The organism is Salegentibacter sp. BLCTC, assembly GCF_015143665.1.
Lineage (GTDB): Bacteria > Bacteroidota > Bacteroidia > Flavobacteriales > Flavobacteriaceae > Salegentibacter > Salegentibacter maritimus.
Genome location: NZ_WYEW01000016.1, coordinates 16565 through 35308 on the forward strand (window position 1 = coordinate 16565; position 18744 = coordinate 35308).

An 18744-nucleotide genomic window follows, 5' to 3' on the forward strand; every position below is an offset into this window, starting at 1 on the left:
AATTTATGCTATTTTTGCCAACAATACTAAGCAATTACCATGCTAAGTTAAGTTTGGTAAACGAACAAATATAAGAAATTGTTGCAGCACCAACACAATTAATAATTTTAGATTCGATTAAGTAGATGAAATCTCAGGAAATAAGAAGTCAGTTTTTACAATTTTTTAAGTCCAAATCCCACAAAATAGTACCTTCGGCACCCATGGTGTTAAAGGACGACCCTACCCTTATGTTTACCAATGCAGGGATGGTGCAGTTTAAGGAATATTTTTTAGGAAATAGCGAGCCTGCCAGTCCTCGTATTACCGATAGCCAAAAATGTTTACGGGTAAGTGGTAAACATAACGATTTGGAGGAAGTGGGCATGGATACCTACCACCATACCATGTTCGAAATGCTTGGTAATTGGAGCTTTGGCGATTATTTTAAGAAAGAAGCTATACATTGGTCCTGGGAGTTATTGACCGAAGTTTTTAAAATTGCTCCCGAAAATCTCTATGTGTCTGTTTTTGAAGGAAGCAAAGAAGATAAATTAGGCCTGGATACCGAGGCTCTTGATCTTTGGAAAGAAATTGTTCCTGAAGACCGAATTGTCTATGGCGATAAAAAAGATAATTTCTGGGAAATGGGAGAGCAGGGGCCTTGTGGACCTTGTTCTGAAATTCATATAGATATTCGTTCTGAAGCTGAAAAAGCTAAAAAACCGGGAAAAGAGCTGGTAAACGAAGATCACCCGCAGGTAGTAGAGATTTGGAACCTGGTTTTTATGCAGTACAATAGAAAAGCCGATGGTTCCCTGGTAGAATTGCCTGCAAAGCATATTGATACCGGAATGGGCTTTGAAAGGCTGTGCATGGTATTACAGGGAAAACAATCTAATTACGATACCGATGTTTTTATCCCCCTAATTGCTGAAATCGAGAAAATTACTAAAGCCGCCTATGGGAAATCTGAAAAAATAGATATCGCTATTAGGGTAATTGCAGATCATGTAAGAGCTGTAGCTTTTTCTATTGCCGATGGGCAGCTACCTTCAAACACAGGTGCAGGTTATGTGATTAGAAGAATTCTAAGACGTGCTATTCGTTATGGTTTTACGTTTTTAGAAACTAAAGAGCCATTTATTTATAAATTGGTAGATGTTTTAAGCAAGCAAATGGGTGAGGCTTTCCCCGAACTTAAATCTCAAAAAACTTTATGTGAAAATGTTATTAGGGAAGAAGAACAGTCTTTTTTAAGAACATTGGATCAGGGCTTGGTTTTACTGGAGCATATAATTTCAGAAACAAAAGGAAAAGCTGTTTCAGGTGAAAAAGCATTTGAGCTTTACGATACTTTTGGCTTTCCTATAGATTTAACCGCTCTTATTTTACGAGAACGCGGATTTGATCTTGACCAAAAAGAATTTGAAATTCAGCTTAAAAAACAAAAAGATAGATCTCGTGCGGCAACCCAGGTTACAGCCGGAGATTGGGAGGAATTAAACCCGGTAAATGCTGAAGCATTTGTGGGCTATGACCATCTGGAAACAGAAACTCAAATTGCCCGCTACCGAAAAGTGGAAAGCAAAAAAGGTACATTGTTTCAAATTGTACTTACACAAACTCCTTTTTACCCTGAAGGCGGTGGCCAGGTTGGAGATAAAGGTTTCCTGGTAGATGATAAAAACGACAAGATCAACATTACCGATACTAAAAAAGAGAACAATTTAATTGTGCATTTTGCTAAATCTCTTCCTAAAAACCCTAATGTTAAACTTAAAGCAGTTGTAAACGCAAAAAATAGGGAAGCCACTGCTGCCAACCATACTGCCACACACTTATTGCACCAGGCTCTTCGGGAAGTTTTGGGAACCCACGTAGAACAAAAAGGTTCTTTGGTTAAAGGAGATTATTTGCGTTTTGATTTTTCTCATTTCAGCAAGGTAAATAAGGAGGAACTTGAAGAGGTAGAGAAACTGGTGAATAATCGTATTAGCGAGCAATTGCCATTAGAAGAACATAGGAATATCCCATTTAAAGAAGCAGTAGATAAGGGGGCTTTGGCGCTTTTTGGTGAAAAATATGGGGATGCGGTTAGAGCTATTCGTTTTGGCGAGTCTATGGAGCTTTGCGGGGGTACTCATGTAAAGAACACTTCAGAAATATGGTATTTTAAAATTACTGCTGAAGGTGCTGTGGCTTCCGGTATACGTAGAATTGAAGCTATTACCGGGGAAGCTGTAAAAGATTATTTTGCTAACCAGGATGAGGTTTTGGAACAAATAAAGGCCGAATTGAAAAACGCTAAAGATCCGGTTAAAGCGGTAAGTACTTTACAGCACGAAAATGTGGCTCTAAAAAAGCAGATAGAGTCTTTGTTAAAAGATAAAGCCAAAAACCTAAAAACCGAATTAAAATCTGAAATCTCAGAAATTAATGGGGTGAATTTTCTTGCTAAACAAGTAGATTTAGATGCCGGGGGCATTAAAGACCTGGCTTTCCAGCTTGGCAACGAATTTGAAAATCTATTTCTTTTATTCGGGACCGAGCAACAGGGGAAAGCGCTTTTAAGTTGCTATATCTCTAAAGATCTGGTGAAAGAAAAAGATCTACATGCCGGGAAAATTGTAAAAGACCTTGGGAAATATATTCAGGGGGGTGGCGGTGGCCAGCCGTTTTTTGCAACTGCCGGCGGTAAGAAGCCCGAGGGGATAAAAGAGGCGTTGCAAGAAGCGCAAGCCTATTTAAAATAAAATATATGACTGTCTGAAAAGTCTATTTTCCCCAATCTTAATCTGTTCCAACCTTTAATATGTTTGGTAGGTTAGGTGTTTAAAAAACTACCTGATAGGGCGAGTAGGTTTAGGATAATAGGTTTAAAGCCTTTTCAGACAGCTTCTATATAATTCTATGGAATTCAGGACTAAAATACCTATAGCAAGGGCAGAACCTAAAATAGACTATAAGTCTAAGGTTTTTCTTGTGGGCTCCTGTTTTGTGGAAAACATCGGTAAAAAGCTGGATTTTTATAAGCTTCAGAATTTACAGAACCCGCTGGGTATTCTGTTTCACCCTATAGCTATTGCAAATTTTTTTCAAAAACTTCACAGAGCTGAAGCATATACTAAGAGCGATATTTTTGAATATCAGGAACGTTGGCATTGTTTTGATGCGCATTCGTCTTTAAGCCATCCTGATGCCGATGTGTTATTAGAAAACCTAAATTCAGCATTAGAAAATGCCCGTGATTTCCTTCAACAAAGTTCTCATGTGATAATTACATTGGGGACGGCGTGGAGTTATTATCATTTAGAAAGCAAGCAAAGGGTAGCGAATTGTCATAAAATCCCACGAAAAGAATTCAGGAAAGAATTGCAATCAGTTGGCGAAATTGAAGCATCATTGCGTAGTACCCTTATGATTTTAAAAGAAATTAATCCTGAGGTTGCGGTAATTTTCACGGTTTCTCCAGTGCGGCATAGTAAGGATGGGTTTGTTGAAAATCAACGTAGCAAAGCACACTTAATTACTGCCGTTCATAACATCATAGAAAATAAAGAATTTGGGGTTGGAAATTCTTATTTCCCTTCGTATGAGCTTATGATGGATGAGCTTAGGGACTATAGGTTTTATGCCGAAGATATGCTGCACCCTTCACGAGTAGCTATAGATTATATTTGGGAGCAATTTATTATTGCCTGGTTTTCGGAAACTTCTTTGCCTGTTTTAAAAGAGGTGAAAAATGTTCAGAATGGTCTGGCGCATCGGCCCTTTAATCCTAATTCTAAAGCACATTCCCGTTTTTTGGAGAAATTACAAACACAAATTTATAAGCTTAAACAGCGCTATTCGCATTTGGATTTTTAATTAAAATCTATTAAAAATAATATTTAATAATTTTTCTTTCTTGACTTTATATAGAAATATTTTGTATTTTTAATTAAGATTTGAGGTGTAAAGTATTGAAAATTAGGAGCTGAAAAGTTCATTTTTTTTAATCGGTATCTTGATTCTTTTCTAGAATTTGTTGGGGTAGATTTTAGAAATTTTTAAAACTTATGGACGGGTGGGGCCGTCCATAAGTATTTTATAGGGCTAAAGTATTCTTCCAAAATCTCAAAATTCGCAATCTTTGTACCTTTAGAAAAAATTGATACATGAAAAATTTTCTTTTTGGTGCTTTCCTGGTATTACTGGTTGTTTTTGGGGTTCGTTATTGCGAAAATAAAAATCAGGAAAGAGATGAATTAGAAGAAAGTACGGCCTTGTTGCAGCAACAAATAAAAAATGTTGGTAAGCTGGTTGTTACCGAGGGTACTTTCTCCCAGGTGTATTCTTATAAAAATTCTAAAAAGTTTTATCTCGATATATTTTCAGCTCGAAAAAAAGCTCTAATTATTGTGAATGCATCGGTAACAGTTGCATACGATCTTAGTAAATTAAAAACAGAGATTGATGAAGAGAATAAGATTGTGCGTATTACTGAGATTCCGAAGGAAGAAATTAGTATAAATCCCGAGATTAAATACTATGATGTGACCCAGGATTATTTAAACCAATTTGATGCGGCAGATCATAATAAAATCCGAAACCGCATAGATACCTCTATTCGAGAAAAAGTAGAAGCGTCTTCTTTAAGGTCTAATGCCCAAAATAGGCTAATTAGCGAGTTACAAAAAATATATATCTTAACTAATTCTATGGGATGGACCCTACAATACAACGAGAAAAATTTTAGTAATTCAGAAGAGCTGGAACAAATTAAACTGTAAATTATGCTACTGAATAACCGAGGTTTAAAACTTGTAAACCGTGTTTAAATAAATTCAAAATTAATTTTTGACCAATTGGCTATTTATAAGGTTGACGCCTCCATCAATTAAGTGCGCAATATCGGGTCTTCGGGATTTTACGAGTTCTAAGTTTTGTAAAGCCTCTTTAGCGAGTTTTTCGTGTTTACCTACTGCCAGTTCGTAAATTTCAACCGAGAGTAGCCAGTCTTTTGGATGCTCTTTTTGTAGAAGCTCTAATGCAGCATCCAGCGAGAATTTTGCATTTTTTCCTTCCCTAATATTCCTAACCGAAGCATAAAGTGAAGCAAGTTCCTCACGTTCTGGGGTACTCTTGCTTTTAATGGTTGTACTCGATGTTTTATGTGTAATTAAATCGAAGGAAAGATTATCTGCCGGGCCGGCAAATGCCGAAATGACTTCTTTACCAATAGCCATATCGTAGTTGCCCCATTCGGGTTTAAAAAGAATCTCTTGGTTGTAAGTGACCTTACAATTTTTAAGACTTATTAGAATTATTTTTCCCTGGAAGTTTCGGGTACCGGTAATAATTTCTCCGGCTACGTTTATACCTCCTTCAAATTCCAGTTCTATTTTTTTTCCTTCATAGATTCCATAAGCACTAAGATCTCTGGGGCTCATATCTTCTATGGCTAAATTGATACCTTTTAAAGTGCCAATAGGAGATCCGAATCCGTTTGGATGGTTCTTTACGCCGTGGCCAACCAATTCTTTCTCGCGGTGAGAAAGGGCGGTTTTTCCCGAGGTTTGGATATAAATTGGCTTGCCTTCATGTTCAATAACTTTCGAGAAATCTCCCGAAATTTGCAAACCGGTGCTTAATTCTATAGAACCCAAATTTTTAGAATTAATCAGCTTTTTTATACCTTCAAGTCCACCTCTTCTTAGCGCCATTTTATTGGCAAACTCTTCCAGAACCAAACTTAAATGGGCAAAGTCTGGTGTTACATATAGTTGAGGTTGAGGTTTGGTGATATCGAATTCCTGTTTGCAGGCTTCTATAGAATAAGGTATTTTCTTTACTTTATCTGTCATACACCAGGCGCTTTCTCCAATAGAGGATAAAAGGCCGGCGCCATAAATTTTAGGATTCTCAATACTGCCAATTAACCCGTACTCTACCGTCCACCAATGCAGATTTCTTATTTGGGCCATTTCACTAAGTTCGGCAGTTTCATTTTGAAGCTTATCTACTTTTTTTTCGGCTGCTTCAATTTCTTCCTGTGGTGTGTCTTCGGCTTCTTTTATGATGGAGAGATGTCTTATAGCTTCATAGATTTCATAATCCCTGGCGCTGGAAATGGCCTTGCAACCAATTTCGCCAAAACGCCTAAGGTATTCGGCGTATTCGGGATTGGCAATAATAGGCGCGTGCCCTGCACCTTCATGAATAATATCGGGTGCCGGGGTATATTCAATATGTTCCAGCTGCCGTATATCGCTGGCAATCACCAAAACATTAAATGCTTGAAATTCCATAAAAGCGGCGGGCGGAATAAACCCATCTACCGCTACAGCTGCCCAGCCAATTTCCTTTAATATCCGGTTCATTCCATACATATTTGGAATATGATCTATAGAAATCCCCGTTTGTTTTAGGCCCTCTAAATAAGATCCGTGAGCCACTTTACTTAAATAATCAACATTTTTGCGCATCACATAACGCCAAACCGCATGATTTATAGGAGAGTAATCATCGTAATTTTGTGGTTTTATATATTGTTGAAGATGGGCCGGCAAGCGGTCTAAAATCGCATTAGATTCAACGTTATCGAGCATAATTATCATTAACTAAAATTCAATATAAAGATAAGAAATTAAGCTGAAATTTATAAAATGTCAATGAAATATGCTTAAAAATAAAAACGTCCCTGAAAAAGGGACGTTTTGTTGAGAAAAATCTGTTGGGTTATTTGTTGATTTCCGGGGGATACTTTTCCAGTATCTTCCTAACAATTTCGTTTATTCTTTCCTGTTTTTTATCTACATCACTTGCTAAAGCGGCTGTTCCCATTCCCTGCCAAACCAATTCTTTTTCCTCAGCATCAATAAGATCTATGTAAAGAGTGCCTTCACTGGTACGGTTTACCGTGTTAAATCCAGAGCCCCAGTACCATGGGTGCCAACCCCAGCCATATCCCCAACCTACCATATTGTTTTGGTAGATGTTTATATTTTCATTGGTTTTTGTAAAAATACTAACCAAAAGGTCTGGGTTCTCTGATTTTGTAAAACCTTTACGCTGCATCTCTGATTCTATAGCTCTTAGAATTCTTTTTTTATCCAAATCTGAAATTTCAGCTTTGTCTATTCCGGGCTTAAAGAATGCGAAACTCTTGTATTGGTTAAAGTTTACCTCCCTGTCGTAATCTGAGGCAACTTGTACGCTGCTGCACGAGGTTAGCAGGATAGCCAACAGTAAAAAAACCGGAGTAATTTTTAAGACTTTCATAAAATATAGTTTTAGGTGTTAATATCAAAGAGAGCCGGATCTACCAGGTTTGGGATAGTTACTTTTAGTTTTGGCTCCATCTGCATAGCCCTTTTTGCAGTAAAAACTGCTTCTTTGTTTCGGGCCCAATTTCGGCGTGCAATTCCATTGTTAACATCCCAGAAAAGCATAGATTTTAAACGCTCTTCCGACGCTGTATTACCTTCAAGAATCATACCAAAGCCACCATTAATCACTTCGCCCCAGCCAACACCACCGCCGTTGTGAATACTAACCCAGGTGGCACCTCTAAAACTATCACCAATTACATTTTGTATGGCCATATCGGCTGTAAACTGCGAGCCATCATATATATTAGAGGTTTCCCGGTAGGGGGAATCTGTTCCCGAAACATCATGATGATCACGACCTAAGATAACGGGGGCAATTTCCCCCTTGCCAATAGCATCATTAAAAGCTTTGGCAATTTTCATTCGGCCTTCGGCATCTGCATAAAGAATCCTGGCTTTAGATCCCACTACCAGTTTGTTTTCTCTGGCCCCTTTTATCCATTTTATATTATCGGCCATTTGCTGCTGAATTTCTTCCGGTGAATTTCTTTTCAGTTCTTCTAAAACTTCGGTAGCAATTTTATCGGTTTTGTCAAGATCTTCTTCTTTTCCTGAAGCACAAACCCATCTAAAGGGGCCGAAACCGTAATCAAAACACATGGGTCCCATAATGTCCTGTACATAACTGGGGTATTTAAAATCTTTTCCATTTTCGGCAAGAATATCGGCTCCCGCCCTTGAAGCTTCCAGTAAGAAGGCATTTCCGTAATCAAAGAAATAAGTGCCTTTGGAGGTATGTTTATTAATTGCCGCGGTTTGTCTTCTTAAACTTTCCTGTACTTTCTCTTTAAATTTTGCGGGCGCTTCGGCCATCATGGTATTGGCTTCGTTTAAACTCAAATCTGCCGGATAATAACCACCAGCCCATGGATTATGCAATGAAGTCTGATCGCTACCTAAATCGATATAAATATTTTCTTTTTCAAAATATTCCCAAACTTCTACAATGTTTCCCTCGAAAGCTATAGAAACAACTTCTTTGTTTTCTTTGGCCTGTTTTACCCGTTTTGCAAGGAAGGCTACATCAGAGATTACCTCATCTACCCAACCCTGGCTATGGCGGGTTTGTATTGCTTTTGGGTTAATTTCGGCGCATACGGTAATACAGCCGGCAATATTTCCTGCTTTTGGCTGGGCACCGCTCATGCCGCCAAGGCCAGAGGTGACAAATAATTTTCCTTCCAGGCCTTCTCCCGATTTTGATATTTTTCTTCCGGCATTTAAGACCGTAATAGTGGTGCCGTGTACAATACCTTGTGGGCCAATGTACATGTAGCTTCCGGCCGTCATTTGTCCGTATTGTGTTACGCCAAGTGCATTAAATTTTTCCCAATCATCGGGTTTTGAATAATTTGGGATCATCATTCCGTTGGTAACCACCACTCTGGGAGCATTCTGGTGAGAAGGGAATAAGCCCATGGGATGGCCCGAATACATAACCAGGGTTTGATCGTCTTCCATTTGGGCTAAATACTGCATAGTGAGCCGGTATTGCGCCCAATTTTGGAAAACCGCCCCATTACCACCGTAAGTAATCAATTCTTCGGGGTGTTGCGCAACTTCGGGGTCAAGATTGTTTTGAATCATGAGCATAATTCCTTTTGCCTGGGTACTTTTCCCTGGATATTCCTCAATACTACGGGCATACACGGCATAGTCTGGCTTTAGCCTATACATGTAAATTCGGCCATATTGTTCCAGTTCATCTTTAAATTCCGGTAATAATTCCTGGTGATGCTCTGGTTTAAAATAACGCAATGCATTTTGAAGCGCAAGTTTCTTTTCCTCAGCATTTAGAATATCTTTGCGCTTTGGAGCGTGATTGGCTAAGGTTTTATATTCTTTTTTTGGAGGGAGTTTAGCCGGGATTCCCTGTAATATTTCAGCTTTAAAGTCCATTAAATTATAATTTACAATAAAATTCAATATTAATAAGAAATGTTAAGTTTATAAGTTTTAAATTTCATTTTCTATAAACTTAGCACTCTTTTAAAGAAATATATTATGAAATATGTTACAATTATTCTCTGTTTATTTTGTTTTATTTCCTGTAAGAATCAGGAAAAGGAACCTGAAACTAATGTTGAGGAACATACCATAGAGGATGTGGGTTTTAAGCCTGATAATGCACATAATTCGCAAAATTCGTTGGATTGGGCCGGGGAATATAAAGGGACTTTGTCTTGTGAAGATTGCGAGGGAATTGAAACCAGAATTCTCTTACAACAGGATTTAGGCTATGAACTTTCACAAAATTATATTGAAAGATCAGAAACACCTGTAAGTATCAACGAAACCGGAGAGTTTAAATGGGATAAACAAGGGAATACCATTAGTTTGGGAAAGCACCAAAAGTTTTACTTTCAGGTAGGTGAAAATTACCTGTTACAGCTTTTTGAGGATGGAACCAAAGTTATGGGGGATTCTGCAATGAAGTATCGGCTTACTAAAATAAATAACTTATAATTGTTTGCCGGTTTTTTTATCGAAGCCATAAGGGCAATGCCGGCAACCACTCTCGCAACAATAACCCCGTTTTAAATGATATTGCTCGGTAAAACAACGATAACCTTCTGGAGTGGTGTAGTAATCTCCTTCCTCTAAAGGAATTCTTTTTCTGGAAAAGCTCATATTGCAAAAGTACAATTTCTTAACTTCCGGGCGTGATTCTAATTGTTAACAAATATCTACTGGGAAAATCTTTTAAAGGTGCAAGCTTATGGCCTTTTGTGATTTTGAAGAATCACGATCTTAAAAGAGACGAGACTTTTATTAATCACGAAAAAATTCACCTTAGGCAACAAATAGAATTACTAATTATTCCTTTTTATGCCTGGTATTTATTGGAATATCTTTTCCGATTACTACAATATAGAGACCGTTTTTTAGCCTATAAAAACATTAGTTTTGAGAGGGAAGCTTACACGCAGGAGGTAAAGGAAAACTATTTAAGTGAGCGAAAATTCTGGGCATTTTTAAAATTTGTATAGGTGATTAGTCTTAGAATTTAGACCTTTGCGCTATGGCAAATCCTTTAAATTTTAATGTTGAAATTTCTTCTGAAAATCAATTTATTACCGAATTTAAAAACGGAACCTCCCTTTATCTAAAACGAGAAGACTTGCTGCATCCTGAAGTTTCCGGGAACAAATTTAGAAAACTAAAATATAACATTTTTGAAGCTGAAAAGCAGGGAAAAGATACCTTACTAACTTTTGGGGGGGCTTACTCCAATCATATTGCGGCTACTGCCGCTGCAGGCAAACTTGCCGGGCTAAAGACTATAGGAGTTATTAGGGGAAAGGAATTAGGTGAGAATTTAGGGGAAACACTTAAGCAAAATGCAACTTTAAATTTTGCCCATTCCTGTGGGATGCAATTTTACTTTGTTTCCCGGGGTGATTATCGAAAAAAAGCTAATTTGGAGTTCCGGCAGCATTTGAGCGAAAAATTTGGGGACTTTTATTTGGTGCCCGAGGGAGGAACCAATGCATTCGCTATAAAAGGTTGTGAAGAGATTTTGAGTGCTAAAGACAAAGAGTTTAATTATATAGCCGCTTCAGTAGGAACTGGAGGTACACTTTCGGGCTTGATACGGGCATCTTCCGAAAATCAAAAAATCCTGGGTTTTTCCGCTTTAAAAGGAGATTTTCTTTCCGAAGAAGTTAAAAAATACACCTTTAAGAATAATTGGGAGTTAATACTAAACTATCATTTTGGTGGTTATGCCAGGGTAGATTCGCAATTAATCAGTTTTATTAATAAATTCAGGGAAAAATATCAAATTCAGTTAGATCCGGTATATACAGGAAAGTTAGTTTTTGGTATTTTTGACCTCGTAAAAACTGGATATTTCCCTTCCGGGAGTAAAATTCTGGCAATACATACAGGAGGTTTGCAGGGAATTATGGGAATGAACAGCTTTTTAAAAAAGAAAAATTTGCCTTTAATCAATTACTAAGATGAGATTTAACCGGTTTTTTATTTTGTTTTTCTTTGCATTATTTGCGGTTTCGTGTGGAAGCAAGAAAAAAGTAATCACCACTAAAAAAGAAGGGGTTATTGCTGAATCTTCTGAAAACAATAGGATTGAAGGGGTAAAACCACTGGGTGGCGCACCCAAATTACCGCCGGTAAACCCGCGTCTATACACTGTGGAAGATTATATTAGGGATTTTGCAGCGGTTGCTATGGAAGAGATGCGACTTTATAATATTCCAGCAAGTATCACCCTGGCGCAGGGAATATTAGAGTCTGGGGGTGGTAAAGGAGATTTAACCATGCGTTCAAATAATCATTTTGGGATAAAATGTCACGACTGGAAAGGAGCCCAGGTATATCACGATGATGATGCCCGGGGAGAATGTTTTAGAAAATATAAAGATGCCCGGTATTCTTATAGAGATCACTCTCTTTTTCTAACCGAAAGGAAACGTTATGCCTCCTTGTTTGATTTAGATAAAGACGATTATAAAGGTTGGGCCAGAGGCTTAAGAAAAGCGGGCTATGCCACAGATAGAAAGTATCCCGATAAATTGATAAGCTTGATAGAGCGCTATAAGCTTTATAAGTTTGATGCAGATGTATTAAAAAGGCCATCTCCAAGTTATACCTATACTCCCGAAGAACCAGAATCGGTTACATACCGGGTTAAAAAGGGAGATACCTTATATGCAATTGCCAAAAAACACAATACTACGGTAGAAGACTTACAACGATTTAATAATTTAAGAGATACCAATATTAAGGTTGGACAAATGTTGGTAATTATCTCTCCAGAATAAAAAAAAATGATTTATAAAAGAAGTAGCGAGTTGTTCGCTTCGGCGCAAAAAGTGATTCCCGGCGGAGTGAACTCTCCGGTAAGGGCATTTAAAGCAGTAGGTGGAGATCCCATTTTTATTAAGAAAGCCGAGGGACCTTATTTGTATGATGAAGACGGAAATAAATTAATAGACTATATAAATTCCTGGGGTCCCTTAATTTTAGGACACGCTCACAAACCAGTAATAGATGCGGTAATTGCGATTGCAAAAAAAGGAACTTCTTTTGGAACTCCTACCGAAATTGAAACTAAAATCGCAGAATTAGCGGTAAAAATGGTGCCTAATATCGATAAGATTAGAATGGTAAATTCGGGTACCGAAGCTACGATGAGTGCAGTGAGACTTGCTCGCGGATTTACCGGGAAAGAAAAGATTATCAAGTTTGCCGGTTGTTATCACGGCCATAGTGATTCCTTTCTAATTCAGGCAGGGAGCGGTGCTGTTACTTTTGGTACTCCAAATAGTCCCGGTGTTACCCAGGGAACGGCAAAAGATACCTTGCTTGCTAAATACAACGATCTTGATAATGTAAAAAAACTTGTTGAAGCTAATAAAGGCGAGATTTCCTGTATAATCCTGGAACCGGTTGCCGGAAATATGGGCTGTATACCCCCTAATGAAGGTTTCCTGGAAGGCTTGCGAAAAATCTGTGATGAAACTGGGATTCTACTTATTTTTGATGAGGTAATGACAGGATTTAGGCTTGCTCCGGGAGGAGTTCAGGAGAGAATGGGAGTAAATGCTGATATTGTTTGCTTTGGGAAAGTGATTGGTGGTGGTTTGCCGGTTGGGGCCTTTGCCGCCAGAAACGAAATTATGGATTACCTCGCGCCGATTGGTCCTGTGTATCAGGCGGGAACCCTTAGTGGAAACCCACTAGCGATGGCTGCAGGTTTAGCTATGCTTAAAGAACTGGATAGTAATAGGGAAATTTTTGAAAGCATAGATAAAAAGACCGCATACCTTCACGAAGGAATGGAAAAAGTGCTGTTGCAAAATAATATAGATTTCAGCATTAATAGAGTGGGGTCTATGATCTCGGTACATTTTGGAAAAGAACCTGTAACCGACTTTGCTTCGGCTGCTGAATCGGCCAATTTAGGTACTTTCAATAAATTCTTCCATGGAATGCTGGAAAACGGAGTTTATATCGCCCCAAGTGCCTTTGAAACCTGGTTTATAAGCGATGCCCTTTCTTATGATGATTTAAATAAGACCATTGAGACTGTAGATAAAGTTTCGAAAATGCTATAATAATTTAGCATTTTATGTTTAGAAAAGCTTCACAATTTGTGGGGCTTTTCTTGTTTATAGGCAAACTATTTTAAATGCCTATGTAAATTAAAAATATCCTTAAAAAGAGCGATATATCATGAATTTTAACGATTTAAATTGCTTTTTGCCGATTAATTTCTTGCTTTTCTGAAATATAGTTTCTTAAAAATTGTAGGAACTATAAGGGTTGAGGATAGCTTCACTCTATAAAGGGGAAAAATCCCCTAATATTTTAAAAGTTAATAGTATTTTAAATGCAGTATATTTGTTAAAAATTTTATAAAGAATAATTTTTTTTACATTTTTTTGCTAACGCCCCCTGGTTAACCTATGACTTCTTCCAATTTCTGTAAAGTCCCATTACAGGTTTCCATTTAGTATTAGTGAATATTTTATTGCTTTAAACTAGCCGTGTTTAAGGTAAAACTGAATTTAGTATTTGACAATTAATAGTATTAAAAATATAGAATTATGGTTCCTTCCAACTCACGTAGAAAATTTATACGAACAGCAGGACTTGTTTCGGCTGGCTTTATGCTGGTTACACCCGAAAGTATTCATGCAGTGGGCAATGAGTCGTCTCCTTTTCTTGGGTATAATCCTTATGCTGATTCTGTTACAGATATGCGCAAATCTTTAAATCCAGGAGACCACATTAAGGTAACCGGGAAAGTTTATGGCCGGGAGGGTTTGCAGGCACTTTCAAATGTTAAACTTGAGGTATGGCATCTCTCTCCCGGGATAAAAAAGTATAGACATCAAGCTCAATTAACATCAAATGAATTTGGAGAGTATCAGTTTTTAACTGATATGCCGGAGAGAGAAGTGGGAAAAGGAGCCAGAATTTATTTTAAGGTAACAACGACCAATCGCTCTTATTTTACCGAATTATTAATTGGAACTTACAACGCTTATATCACAGGAGATCATTGGGAGCAGAACAAATGCCTGGGAGACTTGATGCAGCCTCTTAAACAACAATCTACTATTCAATTTAATCTAGCTATTTAATTTTTAAAACTATTATTATGGAGCCACTTATAGGACAAATTATTTTATTCGGAGGAACTTTTGCCCCAAGAGGTTGGGCCTTTTGTGAAGGACAACTATTAGCAATTTCCCAACACACAGCATTGTTTTCAATTTTAGGTACCACCTATGGTGGAGATGGAAGAACTACTTTTGCGTTACCAGACTTGAGGGGTAGAACACCAGTTCATTGTGGAAGAGGGCCTGGTTTAAGTGATTATAGGTTAGGTGAAAAGGGAGGGGATGAAGAGATATCAATTTTAGAGTCTAATTTACCACCACACCAGCATGAAATCAACTCGGCTGCAGAAGGTAATACTGATGAACCTACCAACAATTTTATTGCAGGGGCAGGAATCAACTCTTTCTCAACTACAGATAATGCGAAGTCAAGGTCTACCGGAAGTACTGGTGGAGGACTACCTGTAAATAATAGGCAGCCCTATATAGCAATGAACTATATTATTGCACTATCAGGTATTTTTCCTTCCAGGAACTAGTTGCCTCTAAATTCCAATCTAACCCAATTTTTATGAAAAACTTTACTTTTTTTGTGCTGATGCTGCTCTCTTATTGGGGTGTGGTAGCACAAACAGTTTTAGGCCCGGGCGATCTGGCTTTTATAGGTACCAATTCTGACGGTGCTACTTACGATCAGGATACCTTTGCATTCGTTTTGCTAAAGGATATAGACGCAGCCACACAAATAAAATTTACGGATCGGGGTTGGAATGATGCCAGCGGATTTTTCGATACACCGGGCGATAGTCAATTTACCTGGACTTCTGGAATAGAGAGAAGTGTGGGAGATATTATAGTTTTAGATGGAACAAATTTATACCCAGCCTCGTACAGTACAATTGGGGATCAAATTTTTGCTTATCAGGGGTTAGATGCATTACCTGTTTTTATTGCCGGTCTCCATACCAATGTTACGCCGGGTTCAACAGACTCTAATTGGGATGGAGCTGCAACTTCTAATTCAACTTCGGCTCTACCAGATCAATTAGAAAATGGTTTAAATGCTATGCGTTTTACCACGGAATATGATAATGGGCAATACAGCGCTATTTCTGCCGGTGGTAATTCTTATGCAAGTCTTGAAGAAATACTAGCTAAAGTTAATAATTTAGATAATTGGAATTTTAGCAATACAACATCTTACAATCCCCCGGCAGAACCTGGGATAGAATTTGTATTACCAGCGCCTTGTATTGCTCCCGAAAATGCTGTTTTATCTTTATCAGCAAACAATGTTTGCCCGGGTAGTTCAACAACAATCAATATAAGTGGTAATTTGAACGATGCTGCAGAATGGGTGATTTATACAGATTCTTGCGGAGGTAACGAGATAGGTAGAACCACAGGTGCTTCTTTTGAAGTAACTCCACCAAACGGGAATACTACCTATTATGTACGTGGAGAAGATGGTACAGGATGTGTAGATGAAACTATAGGAAGCTGCGCTACAATCACAGTAAATGTAGAAGATAATACTCCGCCTTCAATTACTTGTCCGTCTGATATTGAAATTGATAATGATGCGGGAACTACTGTTACTTATAGCAGTCCTTTAGCAACAGATAATTGTAACATACCACAACCGGCAAAAGCAAATTTCACTTCCTTAGGAGGATTTAATGGTAAGTTCTATTATCTTTCCAATGATTCATTCGACCCGGAAGGGGCATTCTCTGACGCTGAGTCTAATGGCGGAAATGTGGTGGCTATAAACGATGCTTCAGAAAACAATTTTGTAAATTCATCTTTAAGTACTTCAGGACTTGGTACAGTAATGATAGGATTTACAGACATCGCAAGCGAAGGTAATTTTGTTTGGAGAAATGGTGAGGCCGTTTCTTATACCAATTGGAACACAAATGAACCAAACAACAGTAATAATGAAGATTATACCGAGTTAATTATTTCAAATGGAAAATGGAATGACTTTCCAAATTATACCAGAAGGTATATTTTAGAAACTAATCAAGCTACGCAAACCGCCGGACTTCCAAGCGGTAGTGAATTCCCCATAGGAATTACCAAAAATACTTTTGAGATAACTGATGCAAGCGGAAATAAATCTACCTGTAGCTTTAATGTTACCGTTAATGATGTGGAAGCTCCTATGGGATATACAGTAAGTATAGACCAGGCTGAAATTAATGAAAATAATCAAACAAGTATTAGTTTTACCTTTGCCAATGCAGAAGTAGGAACTACCTATAATTATACCTTTAGCAGTGATAACGGAGGGACTAACGCGACTGGTTCAGGTGCTATTGCTTCGGCTACAGATCAAATTACAGGGATAGACCTTAGTGATCTTGAGGATGGTGGTATTACATTATCTGTAACCCTTACCGATGCATCCTTAAATGAAGGAACGGAGGTAACAGATTCTAAGCTAAAAGCTACAAATGAAGCACCGGTTGCAGTATGTAAATCATTTACCGCTCAATTAGATGCTTCCGGAAATGTAACAATTTCTCCGAACGATATAGATGGAGGATCTAGTGATGATAAAGAAGGATTTATCTTATCAATAAGTCAAGAAACTTTTGATTGTTCTAATATTGGAGATAATACGGTAGAATTAACCATAACCGATTCTAACGATCTTAAAGATACTTGTACGGCAACAGTAACAGTGGAAGACAATGTAGCTCCTATAGCAATAGCAAAGGACATTACGGTACAACTTGATGCCAATGGTACAGCTACTATCGCTCCAGCTGATATTGACAATGGCTCTAATGATGCCTGTGGTATTGCCAGCCTAAGTTTGGATATCACTGAATTTAGTTGTGAAGATGTTGGTAAAAACACGGTAACTCTTACCGTCACAGACAACAATCAAAATGAAACCACAGCCACTGCAACAGTAACAGTAGAGGATAATGTGGCGCCTGTTGCTTTAACCAAAAACATCACCGTACAACTTGATGCCAATGGTACAGCTACTATCGCTCCAGCTGATATTGACAATGGCTCTAATGATGCCTGTGGTATTGCCGGCCTAAGTTTGGATATCACCGAATTTAGTTGTGAAGATGTTGGGGGTAACATAGTGAGCCTGACCGTAGTGGACAACAACCAAAATGAAACGACTGCCACGGCAAAGGTAACGGTAGAAGATACTATCGCTCCTATTCCTAATATAGCAGACCTTGAAGATATAATTGTTAAATGTGAAGTTTTTCCTGGAAGAATTACCGCTCCAACAGCTAAAGATAATTGTTCAGAATTAACTGCGACAACGTCAGATCCGCTAACATACAACGAAATAGGATCTTATGTTATTACCTGGAGTTTTGATGACGGGAACGGAAATACAACTATACAAAAGCAAAAAGTAATTGTAGAACCTTCACCATTAAACGCGGTGACATTTGATGATGCAAGTTTTGAATACAATGGAGACGCCCATAGCCTGGAAGTTAAAAATCTTCCTGAAACTGCTTCTGTAGAATATTCTATTGTTCCGGAAACAGGAATTCAAAACGGAGCTATAAAAGCAGGGGTATATACTATAACGGCAAATCTTTTTTCAGGAATTGAAACTTGTCCTGATGCTCAGTTGACTGCTACACTCACGATTGATAAAGCCCAGGCAGAAATAAGCGCAGATGCTGTTCAGACTTTTGTTTATGATGGAACGGTTAAGAATATCGTAGCAAACCTAAATCATTCAGAAACTGAGTTGACCTATACTCCTCAAAAAGGATTTATAGAACCCGGAACTTATGAAATTATGGTGAATTCAGTTGAAACTGAAAATTACTTTGCGACCTCAAAAGAGGTGACTTTAGTGATTGAAAAAGCAGAATTTACCGGAGTGAGTTTTGCTGATAACACTGAGGCTTTTGTTTATAACGGCACAGAGCACAGTATATTTGTATCTGGCCTTCCAGAGGGTGCTACGGTAGAGTACACCAATAATGGGCAAACAAATGCCGGGACTTACCTTGTTACTGCAAGGATTAGCAAACCAGGATATAAAGACTTGGTGCTAACAGCTAATATGGTAATTAATAAAGCATCACAAAGCATCACTTTCGATGAACTTGAAGATAGAAATCAATTATCAGATGAACATTTTCAGCTAAATGCAGTTTCTACATCAGGTTTACCGGTAATGTATTCTTACACTTATGAATCTGAAAATCCGGCGGCTACCGTTGGCCCAAGAGGTTTTGTGAGAATTCTTGGCGGTGGAGTAATCACAATTACTGCTACCCAGGAGGGGAACCAAAACT

Annotated in this window: 15 protein-coding genes; 11 read left to right on the forward strand and 4 right to left on the reverse strand. The window is 38.1% G+C overall.

What is annotated here, in order from left to right; genetic code table 11:
* The first annotated feature begins 125 nt into the window (after window positions 1-125).
* The 3 genes from alaS to GUB10_RS15485 all read left to right on the forward strand — a co-directional run bounded on the left by alaS (window position 126) and on the right by GUB10_RS15485 (window position 4754).
* Complete coding sequence (gene alaS, locus GUB10_RS15475; RefSeq protein ID WP_193712360.1) at window positions 126-2735, forward strand: alanine--tRNA ligase; 2610 nt, start codon at window positions 126-128, stop codon at window positions 2733-2735.
* Window positions 2736-2892: 157 nt separating this feature from the next.
* A complete protein-coding gene (locus GUB10_RS15480; RefSeq protein WP_193712361.1) occupies window positions 2893-3849 on the forward strand; it encodes a GSCFA domain-containing protein in 957 nt (318 codons plus the stop codon).
* A gap of 290 nt (window positions 3850-4139) precedes the next feature.
* Window positions 4140-4754: a DUF4230 domain-containing protein gene (locus GUB10_RS15485; RefSeq protein WP_193712362.1), complete on the forward strand. Its 615-nt coding sequence runs from the start codon at window positions 4140-4142 to the stop codon at window positions 4752-4754.
* Window positions 4755-4814: 60 nt separating this feature from the next.
* Here GUB10_RS15485 and GUB10_RS15490 read toward each other — a convergent pair whose 3' ends face one another.
* The 3 genes from GUB10_RS15490 to GUB10_RS15500 form a co-directional block, all read right to left on the reverse strand.
* Complete coding sequence (locus tag GUB10_RS15490; protein ID WP_193712363.1) at window positions 4815-6572, reverse strand: aromatic amino acid hydroxylase; 1758 nt, start codon at window positions 6570-6572, stop codon at window positions 4815-4817.
* A 130-nt stretch (window positions 6573-6702) separates the two neighbouring features.
* On the reverse strand, window positions 6703-7245 hold the full coding sequence (locus GUB10_RS15495) for a DUF4136 domain-containing protein (RefSeq protein WP_193712364.1): 543 nt from the start codon (window positions 7243-7245) through the stop codon (window positions 6703-6705).
* A gap of 11 nt (window positions 7246-7256) precedes the next feature.
* Window positions 7257-9254, reverse strand: a complete 1998-nt coding sequence (locus tag GUB10_RS15500) for a urocanate hydratase (RefSeq protein WP_193712365.1) — start codon at window positions 9252-9254, stop codon at window positions 7257-7259.
* A 105-nt stretch (window positions 9255-9359) separates the two neighbouring features.
* Here GUB10_RS15500 and GUB10_RS15505 point away from each other — a divergent pair, with 105 nt between their 5' ends.
* Window positions 9360-9821, forward strand: a complete 462-nt coding sequence (locus GUB10_RS15505; protein ID WP_193712366.1) for a copper resistance protein NlpE — start codon at window positions 9360-9362, stop codon at window positions 9819-9821.
* On the opposite strand, the gene GUB10_RS15510 is transcribed toward GUB10_RS15505, so the two are convergent.
* A complete protein-coding gene (locus tag GUB10_RS15510; protein WP_193712367.1) occupies window positions 9816-9986 on the reverse strand; it encodes a DUF5522 domain-containing protein in 171 nt (56 codons plus the stop codon). The two genes, GUB10_RS15505 and GUB10_RS15510, sit on opposite strands and share 6 nt — an antisense overlap.
* Before the next feature lie 32 nt (window positions 9987-10018).
* Between GUB10_RS15510 and GUB10_RS15515 the strand changes: the two genes are divergently transcribed.
* The 7 genes from GUB10_RS15515 to GUB10_RS15545 all read left to right on the forward strand — a co-directional run.
* On the forward strand, window positions 10019-10345 hold the full coding sequence (locus GUB10_RS15515) for a hypothetical protein (protein WP_193712368.1): 327 nt from the start codon (window positions 10019-10021) through the stop codon (window positions 10343-10345).
* Window positions 10346-10377: 32 nt separating this feature from the next.
* Window positions 10378-11316, forward strand: a complete 939-nt coding sequence (locus GUB10_RS15520) for a 1-aminocyclopropane-1-carboxylate deaminase/D-cysteine desulfhydrase (RefSeq protein WP_193712369.1) — start codon at window positions 10378-10380, stop codon at window positions 11314-11316.
* Between the two features lies 1 nt (window position 11317).
* Complete coding sequence (locus GUB10_RS15525; protein WP_193712370.1) at window positions 11318-12139, forward strand: glucosaminidase domain-containing protein; 822 nt, start codon at window positions 11318-11320, stop codon at window positions 12137-12139.
* Window positions 12140-12145: 6 nt separating this feature from the next.
* Complete coding sequence (gene hemL / locus GUB10_RS15530) at window positions 12146-13435, forward strand: glutamate-1-semialdehyde 2,1-aminomutase (RefSeq protein WP_193712371.1); 1290 nt, start codon at window positions 12146-12148, stop codon at window positions 13433-13435.
* A gap of 492 nt (window positions 13436-13927) precedes the next feature.
* Window positions 13928-14467, forward strand: coding sequence for a hypothetical protein (locus GUB10_RS15535; protein WP_193712372.1), 540 nt, complete (start codon window positions 13928-13930; stop codon window positions 14465-14467).
* A gap of 17 nt (window positions 14468-14484) precedes the next feature.
* Window positions 14485-14985 (forward strand): phage tail protein, encoded by a 501-nt coding sequence (locus GUB10_RS15540; RefSeq protein WP_193712373.1) that lies wholly within the window; start codon window positions 14485-14487, stop codon window positions 14983-14985.
* Between the two features lie 32 nt (window positions 14986-15017).
* Window positions 15018-18744, forward strand: a 3727-nt coding sequence (locus GUB10_RS15545) for an HYR domain-containing protein (protein WP_193712374.1), incomplete at its 3' end; no start/stop codon positions are given.

What these genes read in the sequence shown, in the direction of transcription:
- GUB10_RS15540 (WP_193712373.1), top strand. Translation starts at nt 14,485, where the DNA reads ATGGAGCCACTTATAGGACAAATTATTTTATTCGGAGGAACTTTTGCC.
- GUB10_RS15485 (WP_193712362.1), top strand. Translation starts at nt 4,140, where the DNA reads ATGAAAAATTTTCTTTTTGGTGCTTTCCTGGTATTACTGGTTGTTTTT.
- GUB10_RS15505 (WP_193712366.1), top strand. Translation starts at nt 9,360, where the DNA reads ATGAAATATGTTACAATTATTCTCTGTTTATTTTGTTTTATTTCCTGT.
- GUB10_RS15490 (WP_193712363.1), bottom strand. Translation starts at nt 6,572, where the DNA reads ATGCTCGATAACGTTGAATCTAATGCGATTTTAGACCGCTTGCCGGCC.
- hemL (WP_193712371.1), top strand. Translation starts at nt 12,146, where the DNA reads ATGATTTATAAAAGAAGTAGCGAGTTGTTCGCTTCGGCGCAAAAAGTG.
- alaS (WP_193712360.1), top strand. Translation starts at nt 126, where the DNA reads ATGAAATCTCAGGAAATAAGAAGTCAGTTTTTACAATTTTTTAAGTCC.
- GUB10_RS15510 (WP_193712367.1), bottom strand. Translation starts at nt 9,986, where the DNA reads ATGAGCTTTTCCAGAAAAAGAATTCCTTTAGAGGAAGGAGATTACTAC.
- GUB10_RS15500 (WP_193712365.1), bottom strand. Translation starts at nt 9,254, where the DNA reads ATGGACTTTAAAGCTGAAATATTACAGGGAATCCCGGCTAAACTCCCT.
- GUB10_RS15480 (WP_193712361.1), top strand. Translation starts at nt 2,893, where the DNA reads ATGGAATTCAGGACTAAAATACCTATAGCAAGGGCAGAACCTAAAATA.
- GUB10_RS15535 (WP_193712372.1), top strand. Translation starts at nt 13,928, where the DNA reads ATGGTTCCTTCCAACTCACGTAGAAAATTTATACGAACAGCAGGACTT.
- GUB10_RS15525 (WP_193712370.1), top strand. Translation starts at nt 11,318, where the DNA reads ATGAGATTTAACCGGTTTTTTATTTTGTTTTTCTTTGCATTATTTGCG.
- GUB10_RS15520 (WP_193712369.1), top strand. Translation starts at nt 10,378, where the DNA reads ATGGCAAATCCTTTAAATTTTAATGTTGAAATTTCTTCTGAAAATCAA.
- GUB10_RS15495 (WP_193712364.1), bottom strand. Translation starts at nt 7,245, where the DNA reads ATGAAAGTCTTAAAAATTACTCCGGTTTTTTTACTGTTGGCTATCCTG.